Source organism: Pseudomonas putida (genome assembly GCF_028682635.1).
GTDB classification, from domain to species: domain Bacteria; phylum Pseudomonadota; class Gammaproteobacteria; order Pseudomonadales; family Pseudomonadaceae; genus Aquipseudomonas; species Aquipseudomonas putida_AE.
This window is the reverse complement of sequence record NZ_JANHLK010000008.1, coordinates 161,399-184,813: the sequence shown is the minus strand read 5'-3', so window position 1 is coordinate 184,813 and position 23,415 is coordinate 161,399. Positions and strand designations below refer to the sequence as shown.

21 protein-coding genes are annotated in these 23,415 nt (G+C 61.8%); 9 read left to right on the top strand and 12 right to left on the bottom strand.

The annotated features are described in order from the left end of the window. Positions 1 to 27 precede the first annotated feature (27 nt). From ubiG to NPS56_RS12900, 4 genes are all read left to right on the top strand, one after another. Complete coding sequence (ubiG, locus tag NPS56_RS12915; RefSeq protein ID WP_274074939.1) at positions 28 to 726, top strand: bifunctional 2-polyprenyl-6-hydroxyphenol methylase/3-demethylubiquinol 3-O-methyltransferase UbiG; 699 nt, start codon at positions 28 to 30, stop codon at positions 724 to 726. Between the two features lie 4 nt (positions 727 to 730). Beyond that, positions 731 to 1,402 carry an N-acetylmuramic acid 6-phosphate phosphatase MupP gene (mupP, locus tag NPS56_RS12910; protein ID WP_274074938.1) on the top strand — a complete coding sequence of 224 codons (672 nt, stop codon included), beginning with the start codon at positions 731 to 733 and terminating at the stop codon, positions 1,400 to 1,402. A 138-nt stretch (positions 1,403 to 1,540) separates the two neighbouring features. After that, a complete protein-coding gene (locus tag NPS56_RS12905) occupies positions 1,541 to 2,281 on the top strand; it encodes a YciK family oxidoreductase (protein WP_274074937.1) in 741 nt (246 codons plus the stop codon). Between the two features lie 360 nt (positions 2,282 to 2,641). Continuing rightward, the gene (locus tag NPS56_RS12900; protein ID WP_274074936.1) at positions 2,642 to 3,568 is read left to right on the top strand and encodes a GGDEF domain-containing protein; all 927 of its coding nucleotides are present in this window, start codon (positions 2,642 to 2,644) and stop codon (positions 3,566 to 3,568) included. Between the two features lie 132 nt (positions 3,569 to 3,700). On the opposite strand, the gene NPS56_RS12895 is transcribed toward NPS56_RS12900, so the two are convergent. From NPS56_RS12895 to NPS56_RS12885, 3 genes are all read right to left on the bottom strand, one after another. Further along, positions 3,701 to 5,575 (bottom strand): MFS transporter, encoded by a 1,875-nt coding sequence (locus tag NPS56_RS12895; protein WP_274074935.1) that lies wholly within the window; start codon positions 5,573 to 5,575, stop codon positions 3,701 to 3,703. Positions 5,576 to 5,680: 105 nt separating this feature from the next. Continuing rightward, on the bottom strand, positions 5,681 to 6,832 hold the full coding sequence (locus NPS56_RS12890) for a TDT family transporter (RefSeq protein WP_274074934.1): 1,152 nt from the start codon (positions 6,830 to 6,832) through the stop codon (positions 5,681 to 5,683). A gap of 86 nt (positions 6,833 to 6,918) precedes the next feature. Next, positions 6,919 to 8,109, bottom strand: a complete 1,191-nt coding sequence (locus tag NPS56_RS12885) for an MFS transporter (RefSeq protein ID WP_274074933.1) — start codon at positions 8,107 to 8,109, stop codon at positions 6,919 to 6,921. A gap of 127 nt (positions 8,110 to 8,236) precedes the next feature. Here NPS56_RS12885 and NPS56_RS12880 point away from each other — a divergent pair, with 127 nt between their 5' ends. Both NPS56_RS12880 and NPS56_RS12875 read left to right on the top strand, forming a co-directional pair. Beyond that, entirely contained in the window at positions 8,237 to 8,773 is a 537-nt protein-coding gene (locus NPS56_RS12880; RefSeq protein WP_274074932.1) for a TetR/AcrR family transcriptional regulator, read from the top strand. A gap of 237 nt (positions 8,774 to 9,010) precedes the next feature. Continuing rightward, positions 9,011 to 12,481: a hybrid sensor histidine kinase/response regulator gene (locus tag NPS56_RS12875; protein ID WP_274074931.1), complete on the top strand. Its 3,471-nt coding sequence runs from the start codon at positions 9,011 to 9,013 to the stop codon at positions 12,479 to 12,481. Between the two features lie 54 nt (positions 12,482 to 12,535). Here the strand turns inward: NPS56_RS12875 and rmuC are convergent, their stop codons facing one another. Together rmuC and NPS56_RS12865 are read right to left on the bottom strand one after the other, a co-directional pair. Next, the gene (gene rmuC / locus NPS56_RS12870; protein ID WP_274074991.1) at positions 12,536 to 13,900 is read right to left on the bottom strand and encodes a DNA recombination protein RmuC; all 1,365 of its coding nucleotides are present in this window, start codon (positions 13,898 to 13,900) and stop codon (positions 12,536 to 12,538) included. 175 nt (positions 13,901 to 14,075) lie between these two features. Beyond that, positions 14,076 to 14,399, bottom strand: a complete 324-nt coding sequence (locus NPS56_RS12865) for a sel1 repeat family protein (RefSeq protein ID WP_323609143.1) — start codon at positions 14,397 to 14,399, stop codon at positions 14,076 to 14,078. Positions 14,400 to 15,389: 990 nt separating this feature from the next. Here NPS56_RS12865 and NPS56_RS12860 point away from each other — a divergent pair. From NPS56_RS12860 to NPS56_RS12850, 3 genes are all read left to right on the top strand, one after another. Continuing rightward, a complete protein-coding gene (locus tag NPS56_RS12860; protein WP_007898912.1) occupies positions 15,390 to 15,614 on the top strand; it encodes a hypothetical protein in 225 nt (74 codons plus the stop codon). Positions 15,615 to 15,876: 262 nt separating this feature from the next. Beyond that, positions 15,877 to 16,359, top strand: coding sequence for a hypothetical protein (locus NPS56_RS12855; RefSeq protein WP_046819412.1), 483 nt, complete (start codon positions 15,877 to 15,879; stop codon positions 16,357 to 16,359). Between the two features lie 145 nt (positions 16,360 to 16,504). Next, positions 16,505 to 17,767, top strand: coding sequence for an OmpP1/FadL family transporter (locus tag NPS56_RS12850; RefSeq protein ID WP_274074930.1), 1,263 nt, complete (start codon positions 16,505 to 16,507; stop codon positions 17,765 to 17,767). 214 nt (positions 17,768 to 17,981) lie between these two features. Here the strand turns inward: NPS56_RS12850 and NPS56_RS12845 are convergent, their stop codons facing one another. The 7 genes from NPS56_RS12845 to cobU all read right to left on the bottom strand — a co-directional run bounded on the left by NPS56_RS12845 (position 17,982) and on the right by cobU (position 23,313). Continuing rightward, positions 17,982 to 18,548 (bottom strand): glutathione peroxidase, encoded by a 567-nt coding sequence (locus NPS56_RS12845; protein WP_274074929.1) that lies wholly within the window; start codon positions 18,546 to 18,548, stop codon positions 17,982 to 17,984. A 198-nt stretch (positions 18,549 to 18,746) separates the two neighbouring features. Continuing rightward, a complete protein-coding gene (locus tag NPS56_RS12840) occupies positions 18,747 to 19,955 on the bottom strand; it encodes an MFS transporter (protein WP_274074928.1) in 1,209 nt (402 codons plus the stop codon). Positions 19,956 to 20,007: 52 nt separating this feature from the next. Beyond that, positions 20,008 to 20,412: a MarR family winged helix-turn-helix transcriptional regulator gene (locus NPS56_RS12835; RefSeq protein WP_274074927.1), complete on the bottom strand. Its 405-nt coding sequence runs from the start codon at positions 20,410 to 20,412 to the stop codon at positions 20,008 to 20,010. A gap of 21 nt (positions 20,413 to 20,433) precedes the next feature. Then, positions 20,434 to 21,165: an adenosylcobinamide-GDP ribazoletransferase gene (locus NPS56_RS12830; protein WP_274074926.1), complete on the bottom strand. Its 732-nt coding sequence runs from the start codon at positions 21,163 to 21,165 to the stop codon at positions 20,434 to 20,436. Between the two features lie 2 nt (positions 21,166 to 21,167). Next, a complete protein-coding gene (gene cobC, locus NPS56_RS12825; RefSeq protein ID WP_274074925.1) occupies positions 21,168 to 21,743 on the bottom strand; it encodes an alpha-ribazole phosphatase family protein in 576 nt (191 codons plus the stop codon). Next, positions 21,740 to 22,795: a nicotinate-nucleotide--dimethylbenzimidazole phosphoribosyltransferase gene (gene cobT / locus NPS56_RS12820; protein ID WP_274074924.1), complete on the bottom strand. Its 1,056-nt coding sequence runs from the start codon at positions 22,793 to 22,795 to the stop codon at positions 21,740 to 21,742. The genes cobC and cobT overlap by 4 nt, the downstream gene beginning before the upstream one ends. Then, positions 22,792 to 23,313 carry a bifunctional adenosylcobinamide kinase/adenosylcobinamide-phosphate guanylyltransferase gene (gene cobU / locus NPS56_RS12815; protein WP_274074923.1) on the bottom strand — a complete coding sequence of 174 codons (522 nt, stop codon included), beginning with the start codon at positions 23,311 to 23,313 and terminating at the stop codon, positions 22,792 to 22,794. The genes cobT and cobU overlap by 4 nt, the downstream gene beginning before the upstream one ends. Positions 23,314 to 23,415: the final 102 nt, after the last annotated feature.

Genomic DNA, 23,415 nt, shown 5'->3' with positions numbered 1-23,415 from the left:
TTTTTCAAGTTTTAGAGGACTTAAACCATGAGCAACGTCGACTACGCCGAAATCGCCAAATTCGAAGCCCTGGCCCATCGCTGGTGGGACCGCGAGAGCGAATTCAAACCGCTGCACGACATCAACCCGCTGCGGGTCAACTGGATTGACGAACGCGTCAGCCTGGCCGGCAAGAAAGTCCTCGACGTCGGTTGCGGCGGCGGCATCCTCAGTGAAGCCATGGCCCAGCGCGGCGCGACCGTGACCGGCATCGACATGGGCGAAGCGCCACTGGCGGTCGCTCAACTGCATCAGCTGGAATCGGGCGTGAACGTCGAATACCGGCAGATCACCGCCGAAGCCCTGGCCGAGGAGATGCCGGAGCAGTTCGACGTGGTCACCTGCCTGGAAATGCTCGAGCACGTACCGGACCCGTCCTCGGTGATCCGCGCCTGTTTCCGTATGGTCAAGCCGGGCGGCCAGGTGTTCTTTTCCACCATCAACCGCAACCCCAAGGCGTACCTGTTCGCCATCGTCGGCGCCGAATACATCATGAAGCTGTTGCCGCGCGGCACCCACGACTTCAAGAAATTCATCCGCCCTTCCGAGCTCGGTGCCTGGAGCCGCATGGCCGGCCTGACCGTCAAGGACATCATCGGCCTGACCTATAACCCGCTGACCAAGCATTACAAACTGGCGTCCGACGTAGACGTCAACTACATGATCCAGACCCTGCGCGAGGAGTAAGCCGATGCGTATCAGAGCAGTTCTTTTCGACATGGACGGCACCCTGCTCGACACCGCGCCGGACTTCATTGCGATTTGCCAGGCGATGCGTGCCGACCGGGGTTTGCCACCGATCAACGACAAGCACATCCGCGACGAAATCTCCGGCGGTGCCAAGGCAATGGTCGCTGTGACCTTCGCCATGGACCCGGAGTCGCCGGGCTTCGAGGCATTGCGCCTGGAGTTCCTCGAGCGCTACCTGGTGGGTTGCGCGGTGCACAGCAAGCTGTTCGACGGCATGGGCGAACTGCTGGCCGACATCGAGAAAGCCAACCTGATCTGGGGCGTGGTCACCAACAAGCCGCTGCGTTTCGCCGAGCCGATCATGCAGCAGCTGGGGCTGGCCGACCGCTCGGCGCTGCTGATCTGCCCGGATCACGTGAAGAACAGCAAGCCTGACCCTGAGCCGCTGATCCTCGCCTGCAAGATGCTCGACCTCGATCCGGCCAGCGTGCTGTTCGTGGGCGATGACCTGCGCGATATCGAATCGGGGCGCGATGCCGGCACGAAGACGGCCGCCGTGACGTTCGGTTATATCCACCCGGACGACAATCCGCGGCATTGGGGTGCGGATGTGGTGGTCGATCATCCGCTGGAGTTGCGCAAGGTGCTCGATAGCGCCCTCTGTGGCTGCTGAAGTTTTTTTGTAGGAGCTGGCTTGCCAGCGAAGAGGCCCCTGAAATTTGCATCGATCTTTTGGCCGCCTTCGCTGGCAAGCCAGCTCCTACAAGGGACCGCGTAACGGACGCTCGTATTCTGATTGGTTGAGGTTTTTATGTTTGATTATTCCGCCCGCCCCGATCTGCTCAAGGACCGGGTCATCCTGGTCACCGGCGCCGGTCGTGGCATTGGTGCCGCCGCCGCCAAAACCTATGCCGCCCATGGCGCCACCGTCCTGTTGCTGGGCAAGACCGAAGCCAACCTGACCCAGGTCTACGACGAGATCGAAGCCGCCGGCCATCCGCAACCGGCGGTGATCCCGTTCAACCTGGAAACCGCCCTGCCCCATCAGTACGATGAGCTGGCCGCGATGATCGAGGGCGAATTCGGCCACCTCGATGGCGTGCTGCACAACGCGTCGATCATCGGGCCCCGCACCCCGATCGAACAGCTGTCCGGCGAAAACTTCATGCGCGTCATGCAGGTCAACGTCAACGCCATGTTCATGCTGACCAGCACCCTGCTGCCCCTGCTCAAGCTGTCCCAGGATGCCTCGGTGGTGTTCACTTCCAGCAGCGTCGGCCGCAAGGGTCGCGCGTATTGGGGTGCGTACGGGGTCTCGAAATTCGCCACCGAAGGCCTGATGCAAACCCTGGCCGACGAAGTCGACACCGTCGCTCCGGTGCGCTCCAACAGCATCAACCCGGGGGCCACCCGCACCAGCATGCGCGCCCAGGCGTATCCGGGTGAAAATCCGCTGAACAACCCAACCCCCGAGGAGATCATGCCGGTCTACCTCTACCTGATGGGCCCGGACAGCACCGGTATCAACGGCCAGGCATTCAACGCCCAGTAATACCGTACGTCGCATTTGTGCCGCGTCGGCTTCCCGACGCGGCACTCCAGCGAAAGCGCCACTTCAGTCAAACAACCGTCGCACATTGTCCTTCGCCAACTTAACCAACATTCAAGTTGTTGATTCATATCGGTTTTTTATCAAAATCGGTAAATGGCACGACTTTCGCTCTGAATTTGTCCCGACTAGCTGCGGAAAAGCAGAGGGGGCGATGCCAAATCGCAGATTACTAATCTGCGATAAAGCAGATTAAGCTTGTACGAAATGTCCTACGGGACTGACGGACCAGTATGACGCGCAGCCTGAGACTGCTCGCCCCCAGCTTGTAAGACAGCCTTACTGCTCAAGGGCGCACGCCATATGAAACCACCTTCCCAGACCAACGCAATTGACTTCGACAGCGCCAAATTGCAACGCCTGGGTTTTGGTCAGCAGCCGCCGATTCTGGAGAGGCCCGTCAGCCTTGCGCAGTTGCGCCAGCAATTGAACCTGCAGCTGCAAACCAGCCTTGAGCCGCAACGCATACTCGGGCTGTTCTACCGCGAAATCCAACGACTGGTACCCCTTGATGCCTTGAGCTATCAGCACAAGAGCAGTGACTTGCGCCTGGAATTCGGCCTGCGGGGCCACCACTCGATCAGCTACAGCCTGAGCCACGAAGGCGAGCACCTGGGCGAACTGGTCTTTCGCCGCAACCAGCGTTTCAGCGAGCAGGAACAGGGCCATCTGGAATCCCTGCTGGCCGCCCTGCTGTTCCCGATGCGCAACGCCCTGCTGTACCGCGCCGCCACCCAAAGTGCGTTGCGTGACCCGCTGACGGACACCGGCAATCGCATCGCCATGGACCAGACGCTGCAGCGGGAAATCGAGCTGGCACGACGGCATATGCAACCCTTGTCCTTGTTGATGCTGGACATCGATCACTTCAAGCAGATCAACGACACCCATGGGCACGGCGCTGGCGATGACGTGCTCAAGGCCGTGGCCGCCTCGATCAAGAATCAGTTGCGCAACGTCGACATGGTGTTTCGCTACGGCGGCGAAGAGTTCCTGATTTTGCTGTCCAACACCAGCCGGGAAGCGGCGGCCCTGGTCGGCGAACGCCTGCGATGCGCAGCGCAGACCGAGGATTATCCGGCCGATGGCTGCACGGTCGAGCTGACGGTCAGCCTCGGCTGCTCGACCCTGCTGCCGGGAGAATCCGCCGAGAGCCTGTTACGCAGGGCCGACAGTGCGCTGTACGTCGCCAAGCGCGAGGGGCGGAATCGCTTGACGATGGCGGGGTGACTCGAGGCGACCTTGTGTTGGTCTTGCGGGCGCCATCGCCGGCAGGCCAGCTCCCACAGTAGATCGGGTATAGCCGTGAGCGATGGGTCGCCTATGAGGTCGCCATCGCGACGACCTCCTACCTCTTCGGACCTACCGCACCGCGCCACGCAACTCACCCACCATGGCCTGCAGCCTCGCCGGCTGCGCCGCCTCAACGGCCACCTCCGGCCCTGCCACCAACGTCACCCGCGACCACAACCGGCGGAACAGGCCCTTGCCCGGATCGCGACTGAAGAAGCTCCCCCACAAGCCCTGCAATGCCAGGGGAATGACCGGCACCGGGGTTTCTTCGAGAATGCGCGTGAGCCCGCCCTTGAACTCGTCGATCTCGCCATCGGCGGTCAATTTGCCCTCGGGAAAGATGCACACCAACTCGCCGTTCTTCAGATATTGCGCAATGCGCGTGAAGGCCTTTTCGTAGATCTGGATGTCTTCCTGACGGCCCGCGATCGGGATGGTCCCCGCAGTGCGGAAGATGAAATTCAGCACCGGCAGGTTATAGATCTTGTAGTACATCACGAAGCGGATCGGCCGGCGTACCGCACCGCCAATCAGCAAGGCATCGACGAACGACACGTGATTGCACACCAGCAACGCCGCCCCCTCATCGGGAATCAGGTCCAGGTTGCGATGCTCCACGCGGTACATGGAATGGCTGAGCAGCCAGATCATGAAACGCATGGTGAACTCGGGCACGATCCTGAAGATGTAGGCGTTGACCCCGATATTGAGCAACGACACCACCAGGAACAACTGCGGGATCGTCAGCTTGACCATGCTCAGCAGGATGATCGAGACAATCGCCGACACCACCATGAACAGCGCGTTGAGAATGTTGTTGGCGGCGATCACCCGAGCCCGTTCGTGCTCGGCAGTACGCGACTGGATCAGGGCATACAGCGGCACGATGTAGAAACCGCCGAAAACCCCGAGGCCGAGGATGTCGAGCAACACCAGCCAGGTGTGGCCGAAACCGAGAATCTCGATCCAGCCATGGCCCAGGGCACTGTCGGGAATCCCGCCGGAATGCCACCACAGCAACAGGCCAAACACGGTCAGCCCAAATGAGCCGAACGGCACCAGGCCGATTTCGACTTTGCGCCCGGAAAGCTTTTCACAAAGCATCGACCCCACGGCGATACCGACCGAGAACACCGTGAGGATCAAGGTCACCACGGTTTCGTCGCCGTGCATCCACTCCTTGGCATAGGCCGGGATCTGCGTCAGGTAGATCGCCCCGACAAACCAGAACCATGAGTTGCCGACAATCGAACGCGACACCGCCGGGGTCTGCCCCAGGCCCAGTTTCAGCGTGGCCCAGGACTGGCTGAAGATGTTCCAGTTCAGGCGCATGTGCGGGGTGGCCGCTGCCGCCCGGGGAATACCGCGGCTGGCCAGGTAGCCGAGGACAGCGATGGCGATGATCGCGGTGGACACGATTGGCGCGTAGTGACTGGACGACATCATGATGCCGGCGCCGATGGTCCCGGCCAGGATCGCCAGGAAGGTGCCCATTTCCACCAGGCCGTTGCCCCCAACCAGTTCGTCTTCATGCAGGGCCTGGGGCAGGATCGAATACTTCACCGGCCCGAACAGCGCCGAGTGCGTGCCCATGGCGAACAGCGCCACCAGCATCAACGACAGGTGGTCGAACAGGAAGCCCACCGCGCCCACCGCCATGATGACGATTTCTCCAAGCTTGATCAGGCGGATCAGCGCGTCCTTGGCGAACTTCTCGCCGAATTGCCCGGCCAGCGCCGAGAACAGGAAAAACGGCAGGATGAACAGCAGCGCACACAGGTTGACCCAGATCGAACGGTCACCTTCGATCGACAGCTTGTACAGGATGGCGAGGATCAAGGACTGCTTGAAGATGTTGTCGTTGAACGCCCCGAGGGACTGGGTCACGAAGAACGGCAGGAAACGCCGGGTGCGCAGCAAGGTGAACTGTGAAGGGTGACTCATCTTCCATGTGTCCCTGAAGCTTAAGAGTGGGTAACGAGTGGCGTGGATACAGTGATTGGAATGTCGCACGTCGATCCAGGCCACACATTACCTAAACTTTGCCGGTTATTTCTTCAATCCGGCAATGCACGGCGAGACAAACAGCTCGCCGCGCCAGGCACCTTGCACCGTACGCTTGGCGACGATCAGCCACATCACGATCAGCATGCTCACCAGCACACACCCGAAAACACTGAAAAACGTCAGGTGCAGCGCGCTGGCCAGTTTCAACGTTGCCAGAGAATAGACGCCCAACGGAAAGGTGAAACCCCACCAGCCAAGATTGAAAGGGATACCGGCGCGCAGATATCGCAGGGTGATCAGCACGGCCATCAGCATCCACCACAGGCCAAAGCCCCACAGCGTGATCCCGGCGACCAGGCCCAGCCCCGCCGCAATTTCACCGACGCCCGACAGACCGTTGGCGGCGAAGATTGCCGGCGCATCGGCGCCCAACAGCAACATGCCCAAGGCACCGGTGCCAATCGGCCCGAGCGCCAGCCAGCTCGAAGCGGCCATGTTTTCGTGGGGCAGTTTATGCAGCGCCATGCGCAGCAGCAGAATCGTCAGGATGCTGAACGCCACCGGCAGGGAAAATGCCCAGAGCACGTAGCTGGTCACCAGCATCACCAGTTGCGAATGGGCATCGACCAGATGCGGCGCCAACAGGCCACCGCTGGCCGCCGCCACTTCCGCCGCGACCACCGGCAACAGCCAAACGGCTGTCATCTGGTCAATGCTGTGCTCCTGGCGGGTGAACATCAGGTAGGGAATCAGTACGCCGCACGCCAGCGACATCGCCACATCCAGCCACCACAACGTCTCGGCCAGGGCAATCACGCCGTCGCCCCAGCGCGGCAAGCCGAACACCAGGAAGCCGTTGATGATGGTCGCCAGGCCCATGGGGATGGTGCCGAAAAACATCGAAACCGTGGAGTGGCCGAAAATCCGCCGCGCCTCATCGAAAAACAGCGCCCAGCGCGCCGCGTACAGCAGGGTAAACAACAGGAACAAAAAGATATTGAACAGCCAAAGCCCTTCGGCAATGACGTGCAGAACGGGATTGGCAACGGGCAATTGCGCCAGCGCCAAGGCCAGCACGCCGGTGCCCATGGTGGCGGCGAACCAGTTAGGGGTGAACTGGCGAATGACCTCGCGCGGGTGCTGCAAATGACTGAACGGTTTGATACCGGGCTTGATGGTGTTGGGGCATGTCATGGCGAACTCCTCTCCTCGGGTGAGGTGGAGCCCATCATAGATCCGGATAGAATATCGATATAACGGGTAATATCTCTAACTGTTATCTATTTTGCAGATAAACAATCATTCCCCGTACGCTGACGCCACGCCATCAACATCGCGCCGACGGACAAGACGATCAGCCCCGCACCATAACCATCGGCAGTCGCCACCAGGCCGAACGTATGCGTCAGGTTCCCGGCCAGGAACGACGGCAGGCAGAACGCCAGGTAACTGAGCACATAAAACGCCGACATCAATCCGGCCCGTTCATGGGGCAAGGCCAGCGGCACCAGGCTGCGCACGGCACCTAGAAATCCCGCACCGAAGCCGCAGCCGGCGACGAGTGTGCCAAGGAAAAACAGGGGCAAACTGGCATTGTGCACGCCCAGCAGGATCAGCACGATCCCGATCGGCAGCAAGCCTGTGCCCAGTTGCAGCGCCTTGCTGGCGGGTTGATTGCGCAGGGTGAAAATCATCGCAGCACCGGTCAAGGTCAAGGCTGCCACCGTTGCCCCGCCAATCAGGTTCGAGGTCGAACCCGTGGCCGTACGCACCAGCGACGGCGCCAGCGATGCGTAAAAACCGCCGAGCGCCCAGGTCGCTACATTGAGCGGCAAGACCCGCCACAGGGTCCCGCGCGCTTGCACGGGGACATGCAGTGTCGGGCGCAACGATGCCCATGCCCCGGCCTGGGGCGATACGCTCTCTGGCAAACGCCAGACATACACGGCCTGCAACGCAAACAGGGCCAGCAACAGCCAGTAGGTCAACTGCAGGGGCGCGGGCGCAAACTCCGCCAGCAGGCCGCAACCCATGCCGCCCATGGCCATGCCGAGCAACGGCGCAACACTGTTGATCAGCGGACCCTGCTGGCGATCGACGTCGAGCAAGGTGGCACTGAGCACGGCGGTCGCCATGCCGGTGGCGAAACCTTGCAGCACCCGGGCACCGATCAGCCAGGCCACGCTATCGGCGTAAATGAACAACAGCATCGCCACGCTGTTGAGCACGACAGCCGTGAAAATCACCGGCTTGCGCCCCACGTAATCCGAGAGCGAACCCACCGTCAGCAGCGCGGCCAGCAGGCTGAGGGCATACACGCCGAAAATCAGGGTAAGCATGGCGGCGGAAAACTGCAGCTGCTCCTGATACAAGTGATACAAGGGCGTTGGCGCCGTGGAGGCAGCCAGGAAACCGAGCAGGGTGATTGCCAGGAACCACAGGCTTGCACGGTTTGAATGAGAACTGGACATGGGCACACTCCGCAAAAGCTAATTTTTTGCTTTTGCGGAGTGTGCTACCGAGTGCCGCTTAAAGCAAATTCTTTGTGTTAAGGTCCGCTGCATGGCCCTACAGGGCCCGCGAAACAGGAAACATGCGATGACAGCACCCACTTTACGCCCCGGCGGCCGCAGCGCCCGGGTTCAGGAGTCGATCCATACCGCCGTGCGCGAACTGCTCGAAGAGCAGGATCGCGCCAGCGTCACCGTGCCGCAAATTGCCGCGCGCGCGGGCGTCACGCCTTCGACCATCTATCGGCGCTGGGGCGATTTGTCGGCGCTGCTGGCGGACGTCGCCCTGGCCCGTATGCAGCCGGAAACCGAGTCGGCCAACACCGGCAGCCTGGCGGGCGATGTGCGAGCCTGGGCGGATCAGTACCTGGACGAGATGAGTTCCGCGCCTGGTCGCAACATGCTGCGCGATGTGCAAGCGAGCCTGAAGCCGAGCTATTGCGCGACCATCATTGGTGGGCAATTGCAGGTGATTCTGGATCGCTATCCGGATCAGCCGAAGCCCGGTGTCGATCGGTTGATCAACATGGTGGCGGCCCCCATTGTGTTTCGCATCCTGTTTTCCGAGGCGGCGCTGGAGAGTGAGGAGTTGCATCGGTTGATCGAGATAGCGTTGGGTCAATAAAGCCGCCTTCGCGAGCAAGCTCGCTCCTACAAGGGATCGCGGCCCCCTGTAGGAGCGGGCTTGCTCGCGAAGAGGCCCGGTCAGACACCCGAGATCCATGGGCCATCCCCCCTGCGACACCCCGCAACGCCGCGACCTTGGGCCACGACCTTGGTCGACACTGACTAACCCCTGCCATCGTGCGAGACTGTCTGTCCGGGCGGGAGGCTCGGGTGTCTTTGGTTGCCTGGAGTTCCCATGTCGCTGTCCAGCGGGCTGATTGCCGTCGTCGCCCTGGCCTATATGGCCATCATGTTCGCCATCGCCTTCTACGGCGACCGTCGCAGCGCGCCCCTGCCGCCGCGGGTGCGAGCCTGGGTGTACAGCCTGTCGCTGGCGGTCTACTGCACCAGCTGGACCTTCTTTGGCGCGGTGGGCCAGGCGGCCGAGCAGCTCTGGTCCTTCCTGCCGATCTACCTCGGGCCGATCCTGTTGTTGATCGGCGCGCCGTGGGTCCTGCAGAAAATGGTGATGATCAGCAAGCAGGAGAACATCACCTCGATTGCCGACTTCATTGCCGCCCGCTATGGCAAATCGCAGTCCCTGGCGGTGGTAGTGGCCCTGATCTGCCTGGTCGGCGTGCTGCCCTACATCGCGTTGCAGCTCAAGGGCATCGTGCTCGGGGTAAACCTGTTGATCGGTGCCGGTGCCGACGCCATGGGGGTTCGTGCGCAAGACACCGCGCTGGTGGTGTCTCTGGTACTGGCGCTGTTCACCATTGTCTTCGGCACACGCAACCTCGACGCCACGGAACACCACCGCGGCATGGTGCTGGCGATTGCGTTCGAGTCGCTGGTCAAGCTGTTCGCGTTCCTGGCGGTGGGCGCCTACGTGACCTTCGGCCTGTACGACGGCTTCAACGATCTGTTCGACCAGGCCATGCTCGCCCCGCGCCTCGAAGAATACTGGAAGGAAACCATCAACTGGCCATCCATGGTGGTGCAGACCGGCGTGGCGATGATGGCGATCATCTGCCTGCCGCGGCAGTTCCACGTCACCGTGGTCGAGAACATCGACCCGCAGGATCTGCGCCTGGCCAAATGGGTGTTCCCGGCCTACCTGGCCCTGGCGGCTTTGTTCGTGGTGCCGATCGCGCTGGCGGGGCAGATGTTGCTGCCCAGTTCGGTGTTGCCCGACTCCTTCGTGATCAGCCTGCCCTTGGCCCAGGCGCATCCTGCCCTGGCGCTACTGGCCTTCATCGGCGGCGCATCGGCGGCCACCGGCATGGTGATCGTGGCCAGCGTGGCGCTGTCGACCATGGTCTCCAACGACATGCTGCTGCCCTGGCTACTGCGCCGCAACAATGCCGAGCGCCCGTTCGAGGTGTTCCGCCAGTGGATGCTGTCGGTGCGCCGGGTCAGCATCGTGGTCATCCTGCTCCTGGCCTACGTCAGTTATCGCCTGCTGGGATCGACCGCCAGCCTGGCGACCATCGGCCAGATCGCCTTCGCCGCCGTGACGCAACTGGCGCCGGCGATGCTCGGCGCTCTGTACTGGAAACAGGCCAACCGCCGCGGCGTATTCGCCGGCCTCGCCGCCGGTACATTCCTGTGGTTCTACACGCTGATCCTGCCGATTGCCGCCCACAGCCTCGGCTTGTCCCTGAACAGCTTCCCGGGCCTGGCCTGGCTGCACAGCAACCCGCTGAACCTGCCGATCACCCCGCTGACCCAGGGCGTGGTGCTATCGCTGGCCGGCAACTTCACGCTGTTCGCCTGGGTCTCGGTGCTGTCTCGCACCCGCGTGTCGGAGCACTGGCAGGCCGGCCGCTTCATCGGCCAGGAAATCAGCGCCCGGCCCAGCGCCCGCTCGATGCTCGCGGTACAGATCAACGATCTGCTGCAACTGGCCGCACGCTTCGTCGGCGAAGAACGCGCCCGGCAGAGCTTCATCCGTTTTGCCTACCGCCAGGGCAAAGGCTTCAATCCGAACCAGAACGCCGACGGTGAATGGATCGCCCACACTGAACGCCTGCTCGCCGGTGTGCTGGGGGCCTCATCGACTCGCGCGGTGGTAAAAGCCGCCATTGAAGGCCGGGAAATGCAGCTTGAGGACGTGGTGCGCATCGCCGACGAAGCCTCGGAAGTGCTGCAGTTCAACCGCGCGCTGCTGCAAGGGGCGATCGAGAACATCACCCAGGGCATCAGCGTGGTCGACCAGTCGCTGAAACTGGTGGCCTGGAACCGTCGCTACCTGGAGCTGTTCAACTACCCGGATGGCCTGATCAGCGTCGGCCGGCCGATTGCCGACATCATCCGCCACAACGCCGAGCGCGGTTTATGTGGCCCCGGTGAAGCGGAAGTGCACGTCGCCCGCCGCCTGCACTGGATGCGCCAGGGCCGCGCCCACACCTCCGAACGGCTGTTCCCCAACGGCCGGGTGATCGAGCTGATCGGCAACCCGATGCCCGGTGGCGGCTTCGTCATGAGTTTCACCGACATTACCGCGTTCCGCGAAGCCGAGCAGGCGCTGACCGAAGCCAACGAGGGCCTGGAACAGCGCGTCACCGAGCGTACCCACGAGCTGTCGCAACTCAACGTGGCACTGACCGAGGCCAAGGGCACCGCCGAGGCCGCGAACCAGTCGAAAACCCGGTTCCTCGCGGCCGTGAGCCATGACCTCATGCAACCGTTGAACGCCGCGCGCCTGTTCTCCGCCGCCCTTTCCCACCAGGACGACGGCCTGTCCACCGAGGCGCAAAAACTGGTCCAGCACCTGGACAGTTCGCTGCGTTCGGCCGAAGACCTGATCAGCGATCTGCTGGATATTTCCCGCCTGGAAAACGGCAAGATCAATCCGGATGCCAAGCCGTTCGCGCTCAATGAGCTGTTCGACACTCTCGGAGCCGAATTCAAGGCGCTGGCGCGGGACCAGGGGCTGGAGTTTCGCGTCAGGAGCAGTACGTTGCGCATCGACAGCGACATCAAGCTGTTGCGGCGCATCCTGCAGAACTTCCTGACCAACGCTTTCCGCTATGCCAAAGGGCCGATACTGCTGGGCGTGCGCCGTCGCCAGGGTGAGTTGTGCCTGGAAGTCTGGGACCGTGGGCCCGGCATTCCGGAAGACAAGCAACAGGTGATCTTCGAAGAATTCAAACGCCTGGACAGCCACCAGACCCGCGCCGAGAAAGGTCTTGGGCTGGGGCTGGCGATCGCCGACGGACTCTGTCGCGTATTGGGGCACAAGTTGCGCGTGCGCTCGTGGCCGGGGCGCGGCAGCGTGTTCAGCGTCAGCGTGCCCCTGGCCCGCGCGCAAGCTGCGCTGCCGGCCAAGGCGGCCGAACTCAATGGCAAGTTGCCCAGCGGCGCCCACGTGCTGTGCGTCGACAATGAAGACAGCATCCTGATCGGCATGAACAGCCTGCTCACCCGCTGGGGGTGCCAGGTGTGGACCGCGCGTAACCGCCAGGAGTGCATGGCGCTGCTCGGCGATGGGTTGCGCCCGCAACTGGCGCTGGTGGATTACCACCTGGACGATGGCGAAACCGGCACCGAGTTGATGGCCTGGCTGCGCACCCGCCTGGGCGAGCCGGTGCCCGGCGTGGTGATCAGCGCCGACGGCCGACCCGAGACCATGGCCCAGGTACACGCGGCGGGGCTCGACTACCTGGCCAAACCGGTGAAACCGGCGGCGTTGCGGGCGTTGTTGAGTCGGCATTTGCCGTTGTAACAACAGAGATCTCTGCCCTGTAGGAGCTGCCGAAGGCTGCGATCTTTTGATGTTTTATTCCGGCAACTCGACCAAGCCATCCACATCGGTCATTGCCCGCTCCAGCAAATCCGCCGGCAGGCTCTTGCTCGCCCGCGCACCCAGCAACTTGAGCTGTTCGCTGCGGCTGACCAGATTGCCGCGGCCTTCTGTCAGCTTGTTGCGCGCCGAGCTGTAGGCCTTGTCCAGTTGCTGCAGGCGATTGCCGACTTCGTCCAGGTCCTGGATGAACAGCACGAACTTGTCGTACAGCCACCCGGCCCGCTCGGCGATTTCCCGGGCGTTCTGGCTTTGCCGCTCCTGCTTCCACAGGCTGTCGATGACCCGCAGGGTCGCCAGCAGCGTGGTCGGGCTGACGATCACGATGTTGCGGTCGAAGGCTTCCTGGAACAGCGTCGGCTCGGCCTGCAACGCGGCGGAAAACGCCGCTTCGATCGGCACGAACAGCAAGACGAAATCCAGGCTGTGCAAGCCGTCGAGACGCTTGTAGTCCTTGCCGGCCAGGCCTTTGACGTGATTACGCAAGGACAGCACGTGCTGCTTGATGGCGATCTGGCCGATGGCGTCGTCTTCGGCCGCTACGTATTGCTGATAGGCCGTCAGGCTGACCTTGGAGTCGACCACCACCTGTTTGTCGCCCGGCAGGTAGATGATCACGTCGGGCTGGAAACGCTCGCCGTCAGGGCCCTTGAGATTGACCTGGGTCTGGTACTCGCGGCCCTTCTCGAGCCCGGCATGCTCGAGCACGCGCTCGAGGATCAACTCGCCCCAGTTGCCTTGGGTTTTCTGCCCTTTCAGGGCCCGGGTCAAGTTGGTGGCTTCGTCGCTCAGGCGCAGATTGAGTTGTTGCAGGCGCTCCAGCTCCTTGGCCAGGGAGAAACGCTCCCGGGCTTCGGCCTGATAACTTTCCTCGACGCGCTTTTCAAAAGACTGGATGCGCTCCTTCAACGGATCGAGCAATTGTCCCAGGCGCTGCTGACTGGTTTCGGCAAACCGCTGCTCGCGCTCATCGAAGATTTTCCCCGCCAGCTCGGCGAACTGCGCACGCAGCTCGTCTCGCGAGCCCTGCAGGTCGTTGAGGCGCTGCTGATGGCTTTCCTGCTGCTCACGCAGCTCGGCCTTGAGGGACGCCGCCTGGGCGTCGAGGCGGCGCAATTCGACGTCTTTGCCTGCGCGTTCGATGTTCCAGGCATGGGCCGCATCGCGGGCATCGTCACGCTCGATCTGCAGCAGCTCGACCTCACGCCGCACGGCGGCGAGGTCCGCCTGTTTGGCAGCGTTGGCCTGGCCGAGATCGGCGACTTCATCGCGACTGGCCTCGAGCTGCGCATTCAGGCCATCCTGCGCCAGATTCGCCATGGCCAGGCGCTCTTCCAGCAGCGCCGCCTGGGCCTGGGCGGTACTCGCCCGGCGCTGCAGTTGCCAGGCCAACACCAGCAACGGCAGCGCCGCACCCGCCAGCCCCAGCAATGCGCTGGTCAAGTCCATAGCCATAGCCACTCCTGCCATTGAAATAAAGCCTGAAGGTTAACCAAGGCGTCAGGTCTTGGACAGCTCAGTCTTCGATCAGGCCCAGTTCCTGTTGTGCGCGCAAGTCCCCTGCCCGCGCCGCCTGGCGCAAGAGATCCTGGCCAATCCGGCGATCCCGGGCATTGCCGCACTCACGGCACATCAGCTGCCCCAAACGGCTCTGTGCGGCGACGACGCCTTCACGGGCCGGTTGCTTGAGCAAGCGGCCGGCGATGTGTTTGACGTTCGGGCTTTCGCCCAGGCGCGGGCTGTCCAGCAGCCACTCGGCCACCCGCATCGAAAAGCGCTTGGGTGAGGCAACCGTGGACGATTTGTCGGAGGAGGAAGTAGGTGGTGTACGAAACTTCATAAAGCACTGTGGGCAGATCGGAAGGCGCGCCACTCTACTCTCTTTTTCTTACAGGTAAAGCCGAAAAAAAACCCGGCACGCCCGTCCTAGAGCAAGCGCTCGGGACAATCCACAGAAGCTGTGGATAACTCAGTGGACAACCGCCATTGAACTCGCGCAAAGGCTTATGGAACGGGGCCTGCAGTCAAACTGACGATTTTTTCACCAGTTAAAAAAAGCGATGTTTTTCATTGACTTAAATTTTGGTTACAGGCACCCACGGCGCTTGAAGGCTGGATGACAGCGCCGTGACAGTCCGCGCAACTAATGTGCACAACTACCTTCGCGACGGTTATATCGCTGTGCATTTTCGGCGCGTTTTTCATCGAATGTTGGGGATAACCCCCGGTAAACCCGCGTCCCAGGCTGCTTGCGACGGGTCGAATGAGGATGACCGCCGGTCGTTTTCCGGGCGATGACAGGGCAGCTTCCCGGTATCGCCAAGCCGTCGGCGGACCATGAAGATGAGCCGGCATCAGAGTTTTTTTGCCAACACCCTTCCCTTTGCCTGTTCGATCCGTTAGTATCTGCGGCGTTAGTACCAAGCTGAAAGTCAATTCTGGTCGAACAAATCCCCCCGGAACAGCCTTCCAACAGGAAGCTGCCACCGAACAAGCGGGATCGACCACCTCGATGGTTTCCAGGTAAATCTTGCGCCAACACAGCCTTTGAATCGAATGCAAAGGGTGTTGCCAGGCTCACTTACTCTGACCGAACCAGCCTGCAAATTGATCAGGATCTTCACCCCGGGCCCAGAACCTTTGCCCTCGATGTGCTGCCTGCCCTCCTAAGTACCTACCTGCCAGCCCAAGCGCGCCAATTTTTAGCGCTTCAAACTGGCTGCTTTGTTCCAGTCGGGTTCTTCGTTCGACCAACGGTGGTCGTCGTCACTGGAACGTTTTAATTTTGCACGGCTCTTATCCGTGTCGCTTGTAGGAACACCCAATGACTATGTCTACTCAAATCCACACTCAGGATGCCATCCGCACCCTCACCAACGCTTTTGCACCAATGAACTGCCTGATCATGGCCGCTCGCAAAGGCTGTTTCAGCTTCACCCTGGTCAACGAACACGGCATCGCCCGTCACAGCGAACGCCTTTACCCCGACCAGTACTCCAGCGCCGAGCCGCTGCAGGCGGTGATCGAGCGTACGCGCCAGGCCCTGGTGGCCTGAAACGCCAGCACGACTGAAACACCAGAAGCCCCGCCCCGAAAAGCGGGGCTTTTTGTTGCCCGACGTTTCATGGCGACTAAGCACGGATAGATATAAGGTTTATAACTCGCCAGCGGAAATATTTTAAAAACAGTCCTTTACGCGGTGAATATGACACTAGACTTCAACTCAAGCGGCCTGTTCCGCTTCCGACGAGCCTGAGTCGATTCACCGCTGCCAAAGCCTTTCAGGTTCGTCGCCATATTGATGTATCGAGGGTTTTATGGGTATCGCTGCCAGCGAACTGTGCCGTTATGTGATCCGTCCGACCTTGATCTACCTTGGACGCCATAGCGCAACCGCCGAATCCCTGCTGCTAGGCATCGCCGCCAGCCAGTCAGCCCTTGGTTCCGCCCTGCATGACCGCCGTGGACACGGCCTGTACCGAATCGCCGAACCCCGCCACCAGGCACTTTGGGACCACTACCTGGCACTCGATCCGGAACGCGCGAGCCTGGTTCGTGGCCTGGCCAGCCAGCATGCCTTCCTCAGCGGCCCGCACCTGGAATTGACCGTCAACCTGCGTTACGCCACTGCCATCGCCTGGCTGCTGGTCGAAGAACAGAACACCCCCCTCCCCGAAGCCGACGACCTGCTGGGCATGGCGCGAATCTGGCGCCAGACCTTCCAGCCCCAGGGACGCCTGAGAGACTTCACCTGTGCCTGGCAAACCTGTGTATCACCGCTGAATCAGGTCGCCTGCTGAAACCTCTGGATCCAAAATCGCTCAACTGGTAGCGAATTTGGTCGGATTGTCCTACAAAACCGCTCTAAATCAAGCATTACAGCCTATGGCGCTGGGACGAAAATGTTGGTAATTTTCGCCCCGGTGATCACCAGGAGTTCTAATAATGAAAAAAGTAATGCTCAAAACCACCATTAGCCTCGCCGTTGCCTTGGCATCCACCCAGATCTTCGCAAGTGGCTTTGCCCTCAACGAACAAAGCATCAGCGGGATGGGGACAGGTTTTGCCGGGCGATCTTCTTCTGCCGACGACGCATCCACAGTTGTTGGCAACCCTGCCGGCATGTCTCGCCTCAAGCGCGAGCAAGTGACCGGCGGCGTTGCATTCATCGACGCGCACACTGACATCAGTGATGCCAGCGCCCGCAATGGCGGCACCAACAAAGGTGACATGGTCCCTTTCATGGGCGTGCCGATGGGCTATTACGTCAAGCCAATCGATGACCAGTGGGCGGTCGGTTTCGGCGTCTACGCTCCATTCGGCCTGGTGACCGACTACGAGAACGGCTTTGCCGGCCGTTACTTCGGCAGCAAGAGCGAAGTGCAAATCATCACCCTCCAGCCAACCGTCAGCTATGCCTTCAACGACAAGGTGTCGATCGGTTTCGGCCCGACCATCAACCGTATCGACGGCAAGCTGGAATCGAACCTGTCGCTGAGCCCGAATCCGGCCGCACCGGACGGTGAAGTCAAAATCAAGGGTGACGACACTGCGCTGGGCTACAACATCGGTATCCTGGTTCAAGCCACCGACTCCACTCGCGTCGGCTTGACCTATCACTCGAAAGTGAAATACAAGCTCGACGGTGACACCAAGCTCAGCTACAGCCCGCTCGGCCCACTGGGTCAACAGAAGTTTGATGCTTCGCTGGACATTACCACCCCTGAGTCCGTGGACTTTTCGGTCACTCATCAGCTGGACGACCAGTGGACCCTGTACGCAGGCAGCACCTGGACTCGCTGGAGCCGCCTGAAAGAAATCTCCGTCGAGAACAGTGGCGTGCCTGCTCCTTTGAACCCAGCGTTCGGCACCATCACTGAAGAGCAGAACTGGCATGACACCTGGGCTCACGCAATCGGTGCTTCGTACCAGCTGAACAAGCAGTGGGTACTGCGTACCGGCCTGTCGGTTGACCAGTCGCCAACCAACAACGAAAACCGCTCCCCACGCATCCCGACTGGCGATCGCACGATTTTCAGCCTGGGCGCTGGCTGGAGCCCGACCGACGACCTGACCATCGACTTGGCGTACTCGTACTTGCGTGAAGAGTCGGTGAAGGTCAACGACAACAATGGCCGTCAGAACTACAGCGCCAAGTATGAAAACTGGGCGAACGGTTTCGGTGTCGGTGCGACTTACCGCTTCTGATGACGTGCGGCGAGCCTGAACCCCTCGCCCGAAGCAAAAAAGCCCCGCTCTCTGGCACAGAGGCGGGGCTTTTTCATTTCACCCGATAACGCAATACCTGTAGGAGCTGCCGCAGGCTGCGATCTTTTGATCTTGTTTGTAAAAATCAAAGTCAAAAGATTGCAGCCTGTGGCAGCTCCTACAGGGTTGCGTCAGGTTCGGTAATGGGTGTCGATCAGGGCGTGGCAGCCAGAGGCGGCGAAGCCAGTGCCTTCTCCACAGCCTCAATGAATTCAGGATCATCGGGCTTGGTCAGGCTGGAGAAGCTGGCGATCACCTTGCCCTGGCGATCGACCACGTACTTGTAGAAATTCCACTTCGGCGCACTGCTCTGTCTGGCGAGCACCTTGAACAGGTTGGTTGCATCGTCGCCACGGACTTTCTGCGGTTCGGTCATGGTGAAGGTCACGCCGTAGTTCACGTAGCAGACCTTGGCCGTCTCGGCGCCGTCCTTGGACTCCTGCTTGAAGTCATTGGACGGCACACCAATCACCTCCAGCCCCTGCGCCTTGTAACGCTGATTGAGCGCCTCAAGGCTTTTGAACTGCGGGGCAAAACCACAGAAGCTGGCGGTATTGACCACCACCAGCGGCTTGCCGGCGAAGCGCTGGCACAAATCGATGGATTCGTTGGCGCGCAACTTGGGCAACGAGCCTTGCAGCAGCGCCGGGCACTCGTCCGCCTGAGCCAACCCGGTAAATGCTACCAGTAACGCGGGAACCGCCAGCCAGCGCATCAGCATATCGGTACTTCCTTGAGGATTCTTGTGAAGTCGACGTTACTCGCCCTCACTTCCTTCTAGCAAGTCTCTAGCAAGCCGCCTTCTAGCATGCCCCGCCCAACTGCATCAGCGCCAGGCCTCCCTGGTGCCAGCCCCACCACGCCAGCGCCAGCAGCAAGGCGCAGACAGCGACGAGCACGATCCGCGGCCAGAGACTGTTCATGTCGCACTCATCTGGCTTTGCAGGCGCGCCACCGGCCGCTCACGCACAGGCCAGTTCAGGGCCGCGGCCATCAGGCTCAAGAGAATCGCCACCTGCCAGATCAAGTCGTAGCTCCCGGTCCGGTCATACACCACCCCGCCCAGCCAGCCACCGAGAAATGACCCGAGCTGGTGAAACAGGAAAACAATCCCACCGAGCATGGACAGGTTTCGTACGCCGAACAAGGTGGCCACGGTGCCGTTGGTCAAGGGCACGGTCGACAACCACAGCAATCCCATGCCCATCCCGAACAGGTACGCGCTGGTGGTCGTCACCGGCGCCCACAGGAACAGCGCGATCACCACCGCTCGCAACAGGTACAGGGCGGTGAGCAAGCGCGGCTTGGACATGCGCCCGCCGAGCCAGCCGGCGGTATAGGTGCCGAAGATGTTGAACAGGCCGATCAGCGCCAGCACCGTGGTGCCCACGGTCGCCGGCAGATGTTGATCCACCAGGTACGCCGGCAGGTGCACGCCAATGAACACCACCTGGAATCCACAGACAAAAAAGCCGAATGCCAGCAGCCAGAATCCCGAATGGGAACAGGCCTCGTGCAGCGCTTCAGAGAGGGTTTGCTCGTGGCCGAGTACCGGTAGCGGTTTGTCCTTGAGCATGCCCACCAGCGGCACGATCAGCGCCACCAGCAGCCCCAGCGCCAGCAATGCCGCGGACCAGCCGAGCCAGCCGATCAACCCGAGCGTGCCGGGCAGCATGGCGAACTGGCCGAACGAACCGGCGGCGCTGGCGATGCCCATGCCCATGCTGCGTTTTTCCGGCGGCACCGCGCGCCCGACCACGCCGAGGATCACCGAGAAGGAGGTGCCCGACAGACCGATCCCGATCAGCAGGCCGGCGCTCAGGGACAAGGTCACCGCCGAGTCAGAGAGCCCCATGCACACCAGCCCCGCCGCGTACAGGACACCGCCGACCAGCACCACTTTCGCTGCGCCAAAACGGTCGGCCAGGGCGCCGGTGAACGGTTGCGCCAGGCCCCAGATCAGGTTCTGCAGGGCGATGGCGAAGGCGAAGACTTCACGCCCCCAGCCGAATTCGGCGCTCATCGGCGCCAGGAACAGCCCGAAACCGTGTCGCACCCCCAGGGATAACGCCAGGATCAGCGCACTGCCCACCAACACCCAACCGCACGTACGCCACATCGAGGTCATTCTTGTTCTCCTGTCGCGGGTATATACCCGCTTATAATCGTACAAACCGGCTTCATGCCAGTTCGTCCAGCAACTTGAGTAACGTTTCGCGCTTTTCGGCGCCCAGGCGATCTACCAATCGCTGTTGCGCCGCCTCCCACGCCGGCAAGGCTGCTTCCAGGCGCTGGGCGCCCGCTTCGGTCAGCCGGACGATGCGGTTGCGCATGTCCTCGCCCTCCACCAGCGTTACCAGGCCTTCACCTTCCAGCACCCGCAGATTGCGCCCCAGGGTGCTGCGGTCCAGCCCCATGGCCTCGGCGAGCGTAGAAATACTCGGTTGATCCAGGCGCTGCAGATTGCACAGCAAAGAATACTGGGCAACGTTGATCCCGAAGCCATCGAGAGCGCCGTCGTAATGCCTGCTGACGCCACGGGCGGCGCGACGCAGGTTGATACATAAACATTGGGAGTCGAGCATGATGCGTGTATATACCCGTGGTTAAATAAGTGCAAGTCCTGCGAGGATCGCAACTTCCAGCAATTCCAGCAACGCCCCCGCCGTGTCTCCCGTCGTGCCACCCAATCGACGCAGCATCACCTGCCTCAGCCAGACGAAAATCAACGCTGCCAGCAACAGCGCCCATACGGCGCTGAGACCGGCGATCAGCACGCACAACAGGCTACTGGCCGCCAACACCTGCTTGCCCGCCAAGCGCGGAAGATGATCGGCCAGCGCCTGACCCAAGCCACCGGGACGCACATAGGACGTGGTGAGGAATAATCCCAGCAGCGCGCTGCGACTGATCAAGGGAACGATGATCAGGGCCAGTGCATGCTGCTGTTCGATCAGCGCCACCAGTGCGGCAAATTTCAACAGCAACACCAACACCAGTGTGACCACTGCGATCGGCCCGCTGCGTGGATCCTTCATGATCGTCAATGTACGCTCACGATCGCCGAATCCGCCCAGCCAGGCATCGGCGCTGTCGGCCAGGCCGTCCAGGTGCAGCGCGCCGCTGAGCAGCACCCACACCGCCAGCAACAATGCCGCATGAAGCAACAATGGCGTGCCCAGCAACAGCCAGTTCAGCGCCCATAGAATCGCGCCGAACAGCAAACCCACCAGCGGATAAAACAGCAGCGAGCGCCCCAGTTCCTCAGGCGTCGGCATGCCCGGCAGGCGAATCGGCAGGCTGCTGAGAAATTGCAGGGCGATCCAGAACGGCAACATATTCAGCGCACTTCCTTCAATACACCACCGGGCTCGACCGCCAGCGAGAACAGCGCCCCATGCGCCACTTCGACATTCAGCAGTTGCTCGCGTGGCAGGCCCCGGGCATGGGCCAGCAATAATCGCATGACCCCGCCATGACTGATCAGCAGCACACGTTCCCCGGCGTACCGCTCATGCAAACGCGCCACCGCCGCCAGCACCCGCGCGGAAAAGTCCGTGACCGGTTCGCCCTCAGGCGGGGTAAAGGCATAAGGATCCGCCCAGAACAAACCCAGGGCCTGGGCGTCGGTTTCCATCAACGCCGCGGCACTCTGCCCCTCCCAGGCACCGAAGTGCAGTTCTTGCAGGTTGCTGTCCAGCTCGATCGGCAGCCCTGATTGCACCGCCAGTTCTTCGGCGAATCGTGCACAACGCTGCAACGGCGAACTGACCAGGCGATCCCAGGGCCCCTGCTGCGCCACCGCTTCGCGCATCTGCGCCCAGCCCTTGTCCGTCAGCGCGTCGTCGAGGCTGCCGCGCAAGCCGCCGCCGAGTTCGGTTTCACCGTGACGCAACAGATCCAGATGCAAAATCATGCCGGACGATCCGCTACCGCCGCTTCGGCGAACGTCGCCATCTGCCCGTGCAGGTCGCAGGCCAGGCGCAGCAATGGCACGGCCAACGCGGCGCCACTGCCTTCGCCCAGGCGAAGCCCGAGGTCCAGCAAGGGTTGGGCATGCAGGGTTTCGAGCACATGGCGATGGCCCGGCTCGGCTCCGCGATGACCGAACAACAACCATGGCCGGCACGACGGATTCAAACGCACCGCCACCAACGCCGCGACGCTGCAGATGAACCCGTCCACCAATACCGCGATGCCGTGCTGGGCGCTAGCCAGGTAGGCGCCGACCAGTGCCGCGATTTCAAAACCACCGAGGTTGAACAGGGTCTGCAGCGCATCGCCCCGATGGGCGTCGTGCAAGGCCAGCGCGCGCTCGATCACTTGAGCTTTGTGACTGACACCCGTCGCATCCAGCCCGGTACCGGGCCCGGTCATATGCACCACAGGACAATCCAGCAAGGCACAGGCCAGGGCGCTGGCCGCTGTGGTGTTGCCGATGCCCATTTCGCCACCGATGAACAGTTGCGCGCCCATCGCGATGGCACGCTGCACACTGTCGCGACCGGCCAGCAAGGCGCGTTCGCCCTGAGCCTGGGTCATCGCCGGACCCCGGGCGAAATTCGCCGTGCCCGGACCAATGTTCAGGTGACGCACACCCGTCAGGTTCAACGACGGGGTGATGGTGCCGAGGTCGACCACTTCCAGGGAGGCGCCCAACTGCCGCGCCAACACGCTGATCGCCGCACCGCCGCTGACGAAGTTGTGCAGCATCTGCCCGGTGACTTCCTGGGGATAGGCCGACACCCCCTCGGCCACCACACCATGGTCACCGGCAAAAATCGCGATCCACAACCGCTCCAGACTCGGCTTGACCTGCCCCTGGAGCCCGGCCAGTTGTACCGCCACCGACTCAAGCTGACCGAGCGACCCGGCCGGTTTGGTCAGTTGCTGTTGACGGGCTTGCGCCTGCTCGACCGCCTGGGCGTCGATCGGTTGGCACGGGGTCAGCCACCACGATGGGCTCATAACGCAGTTCCTTTCAAAGTCAGGGGCAGGCCGGCGACGGCCAGGATGACACGCTGACAACGCTCGGCCAGGGCTTGATGCAGCCAACCGGCTTCATCGACATAACGACGAGTCAATTCGCCCAGCGGCACGACACCCATTCCGGTCTCGTTGCTGACAAAAATGATTTCACCCGGCAATGAGGCCAGGCATTCGAGCAAGGCTTCGCGCTCGGCGTTCAGGCGTTCGGCATCGTCCAGCATCAGCAGGTTGGTCAGCCACAGCGTCAGGCAATCCACCAGCAGGCAGCGCTCGGCGCTGGCGTTCTCGCGCAGGACGCGGGCCAGTTCCAGCGGCTCTTCGATCAACGCCCATTCGGCGGGACGGCGGGCGCGGTGATGGGCGACGCGCTCGTTCATTTCGCCGTCCAGGGGTTGGCTGGTGGCGATGTAGGTCACTTGGAGTTGGCTGTCGGTTGCCAGTTTTTCAGCCAGGCGACTCTTGCCGGAGCGGGCGCCGCCGAGGATCAGTTGGAGCATGGTTTATTCCATAAATTGTGCGGTGTCATGACGGGCCCCTTCGCGGGCAAGCCCGCTCCTACAGGGAAACGCGGTCAAACTGTAGGAGCGGGCTTGCCCGCG

Coding starts and splice junctions, on each gene's coding strand:
- ubiG (WP_274074939.1), top strand. CDS start 28: ATGAGCAACGTCGACTACGCCGAAATCGCCAAATTCGAAGCCCTGGCC.
- mupP (WP_274074938.1), top strand. CDS start 731: ATGCGTATCAGAGCAGTTCTTTTCGACATGGACGGCACCCTGCTCGAC.
- NPS56_RS12905 (WP_274074937.1), top strand. CDS start 1,541: ATGTTTGATTATTCCGCCCGCCCCGATCTGCTCAAGGACCGGGTCATC.
- NPS56_RS12900 (WP_274074936.1), top strand. CDS start 2,642: ATGAAACCACCTTCCCAGACCAACGCAATTGACTTCGACAGCGCCAAA.
- NPS56_RS12895 (WP_274074935.1), bottom strand. CDS start 5,575: ATGAGTCACCCTTCACAGTTCACCTTGCTGCGCACCCGGCGTTTCCTG.
- NPS56_RS12890 (WP_274074934.1), bottom strand. CDS start 6,832: ATGACATGCCCCAACACCATCAAGCCCGGTATCAAACCGTTCAGTCAT.
- NPS56_RS12885 (WP_274074933.1), bottom strand. CDS start 8,109: ATGTCCAGTTCTCATTCAAACCGTGCAAGCCTGTGGTTCCTGGCAATC.
- NPS56_RS12880 (WP_274074932.1), top strand. CDS start 8,237: ATGACAGCACCCACTTTACGCCCCGGCGGCCGCAGCGCCCGGGTTCAG.
- NPS56_RS12875 (WP_274074931.1), top strand. CDS start 9,011: ATGTCGCTGTCCAGCGGGCTGATTGCCGTCGTCGCCCTGGCCTATATG.
- NPS56_RS12865 (WP_323609143.1), bottom strand. CDS start 14,399: ATGAAGTTTCGTACACCACCTACTTCCTCCTCCGACAAATCGTCCACG.
- NPS56_RS12860 (WP_007898912.1), top strand. CDS start 15,390: ATGTCTACTCAAATCCACACTCAGGATGCCATCCGCACCCTCACCAAC.
- NPS56_RS12855 (WP_046819412.1), top strand. CDS start 15,877: ATGGGTATCGCTGCCAGCGAACTGTGCCGTTATGTGATCCGTCCGACC.
- NPS56_RS12850 (WP_274074930.1), top strand. CDS start 16,505: ATGAAAAAAGTAATGCTCAAAACCACCATTAGCCTCGCCGTTGCCTTG.
- NPS56_RS12845 (WP_274074929.1), bottom strand. CDS start 18,548: ATGCTGATGCGCTGGCTGGCGGTTCCCGCGTTACTGGTAGCATTTACC.
- NPS56_RS12840 (WP_274074928.1), bottom strand. CDS start 19,955: ATGACCTCGATGTGGCGTACGTGCGGTTGGGTGTTGGTGGGCAGTGCG.
- NPS56_RS12835 (WP_274074927.1), bottom strand. CDS start 20,412: ATGCTCGACTCCCAATGTTTATGTATCAACCTGCGTCGCGCCGCCCGT.
- NPS56_RS12830 (WP_274074926.1), bottom strand. CDS start 21,165: ATGTTGCCGTTCTGGATCGCCCTGCAATTTCTCAGCAGCCTGCCGATT.
- cobC (WP_274074925.1), bottom strand. CDS start 21,743: ATGATTTTGCATCTGGATCTGTTGCGTCACGGTGAAACCGAACTCGGC.
- cobT (WP_274074924.1), bottom strand. CDS start 22,795: ATGAGCCCATCGTGGTGGCTGACCCCGTGCCAACCGATCGACGCCCAG.
- cobU (WP_274074923.1), bottom strand. CDS start 23,313: ATGCTCCAACTGATCCTCGGCGGCGCCCGCTCCGGCAAGAGTCGCCTG.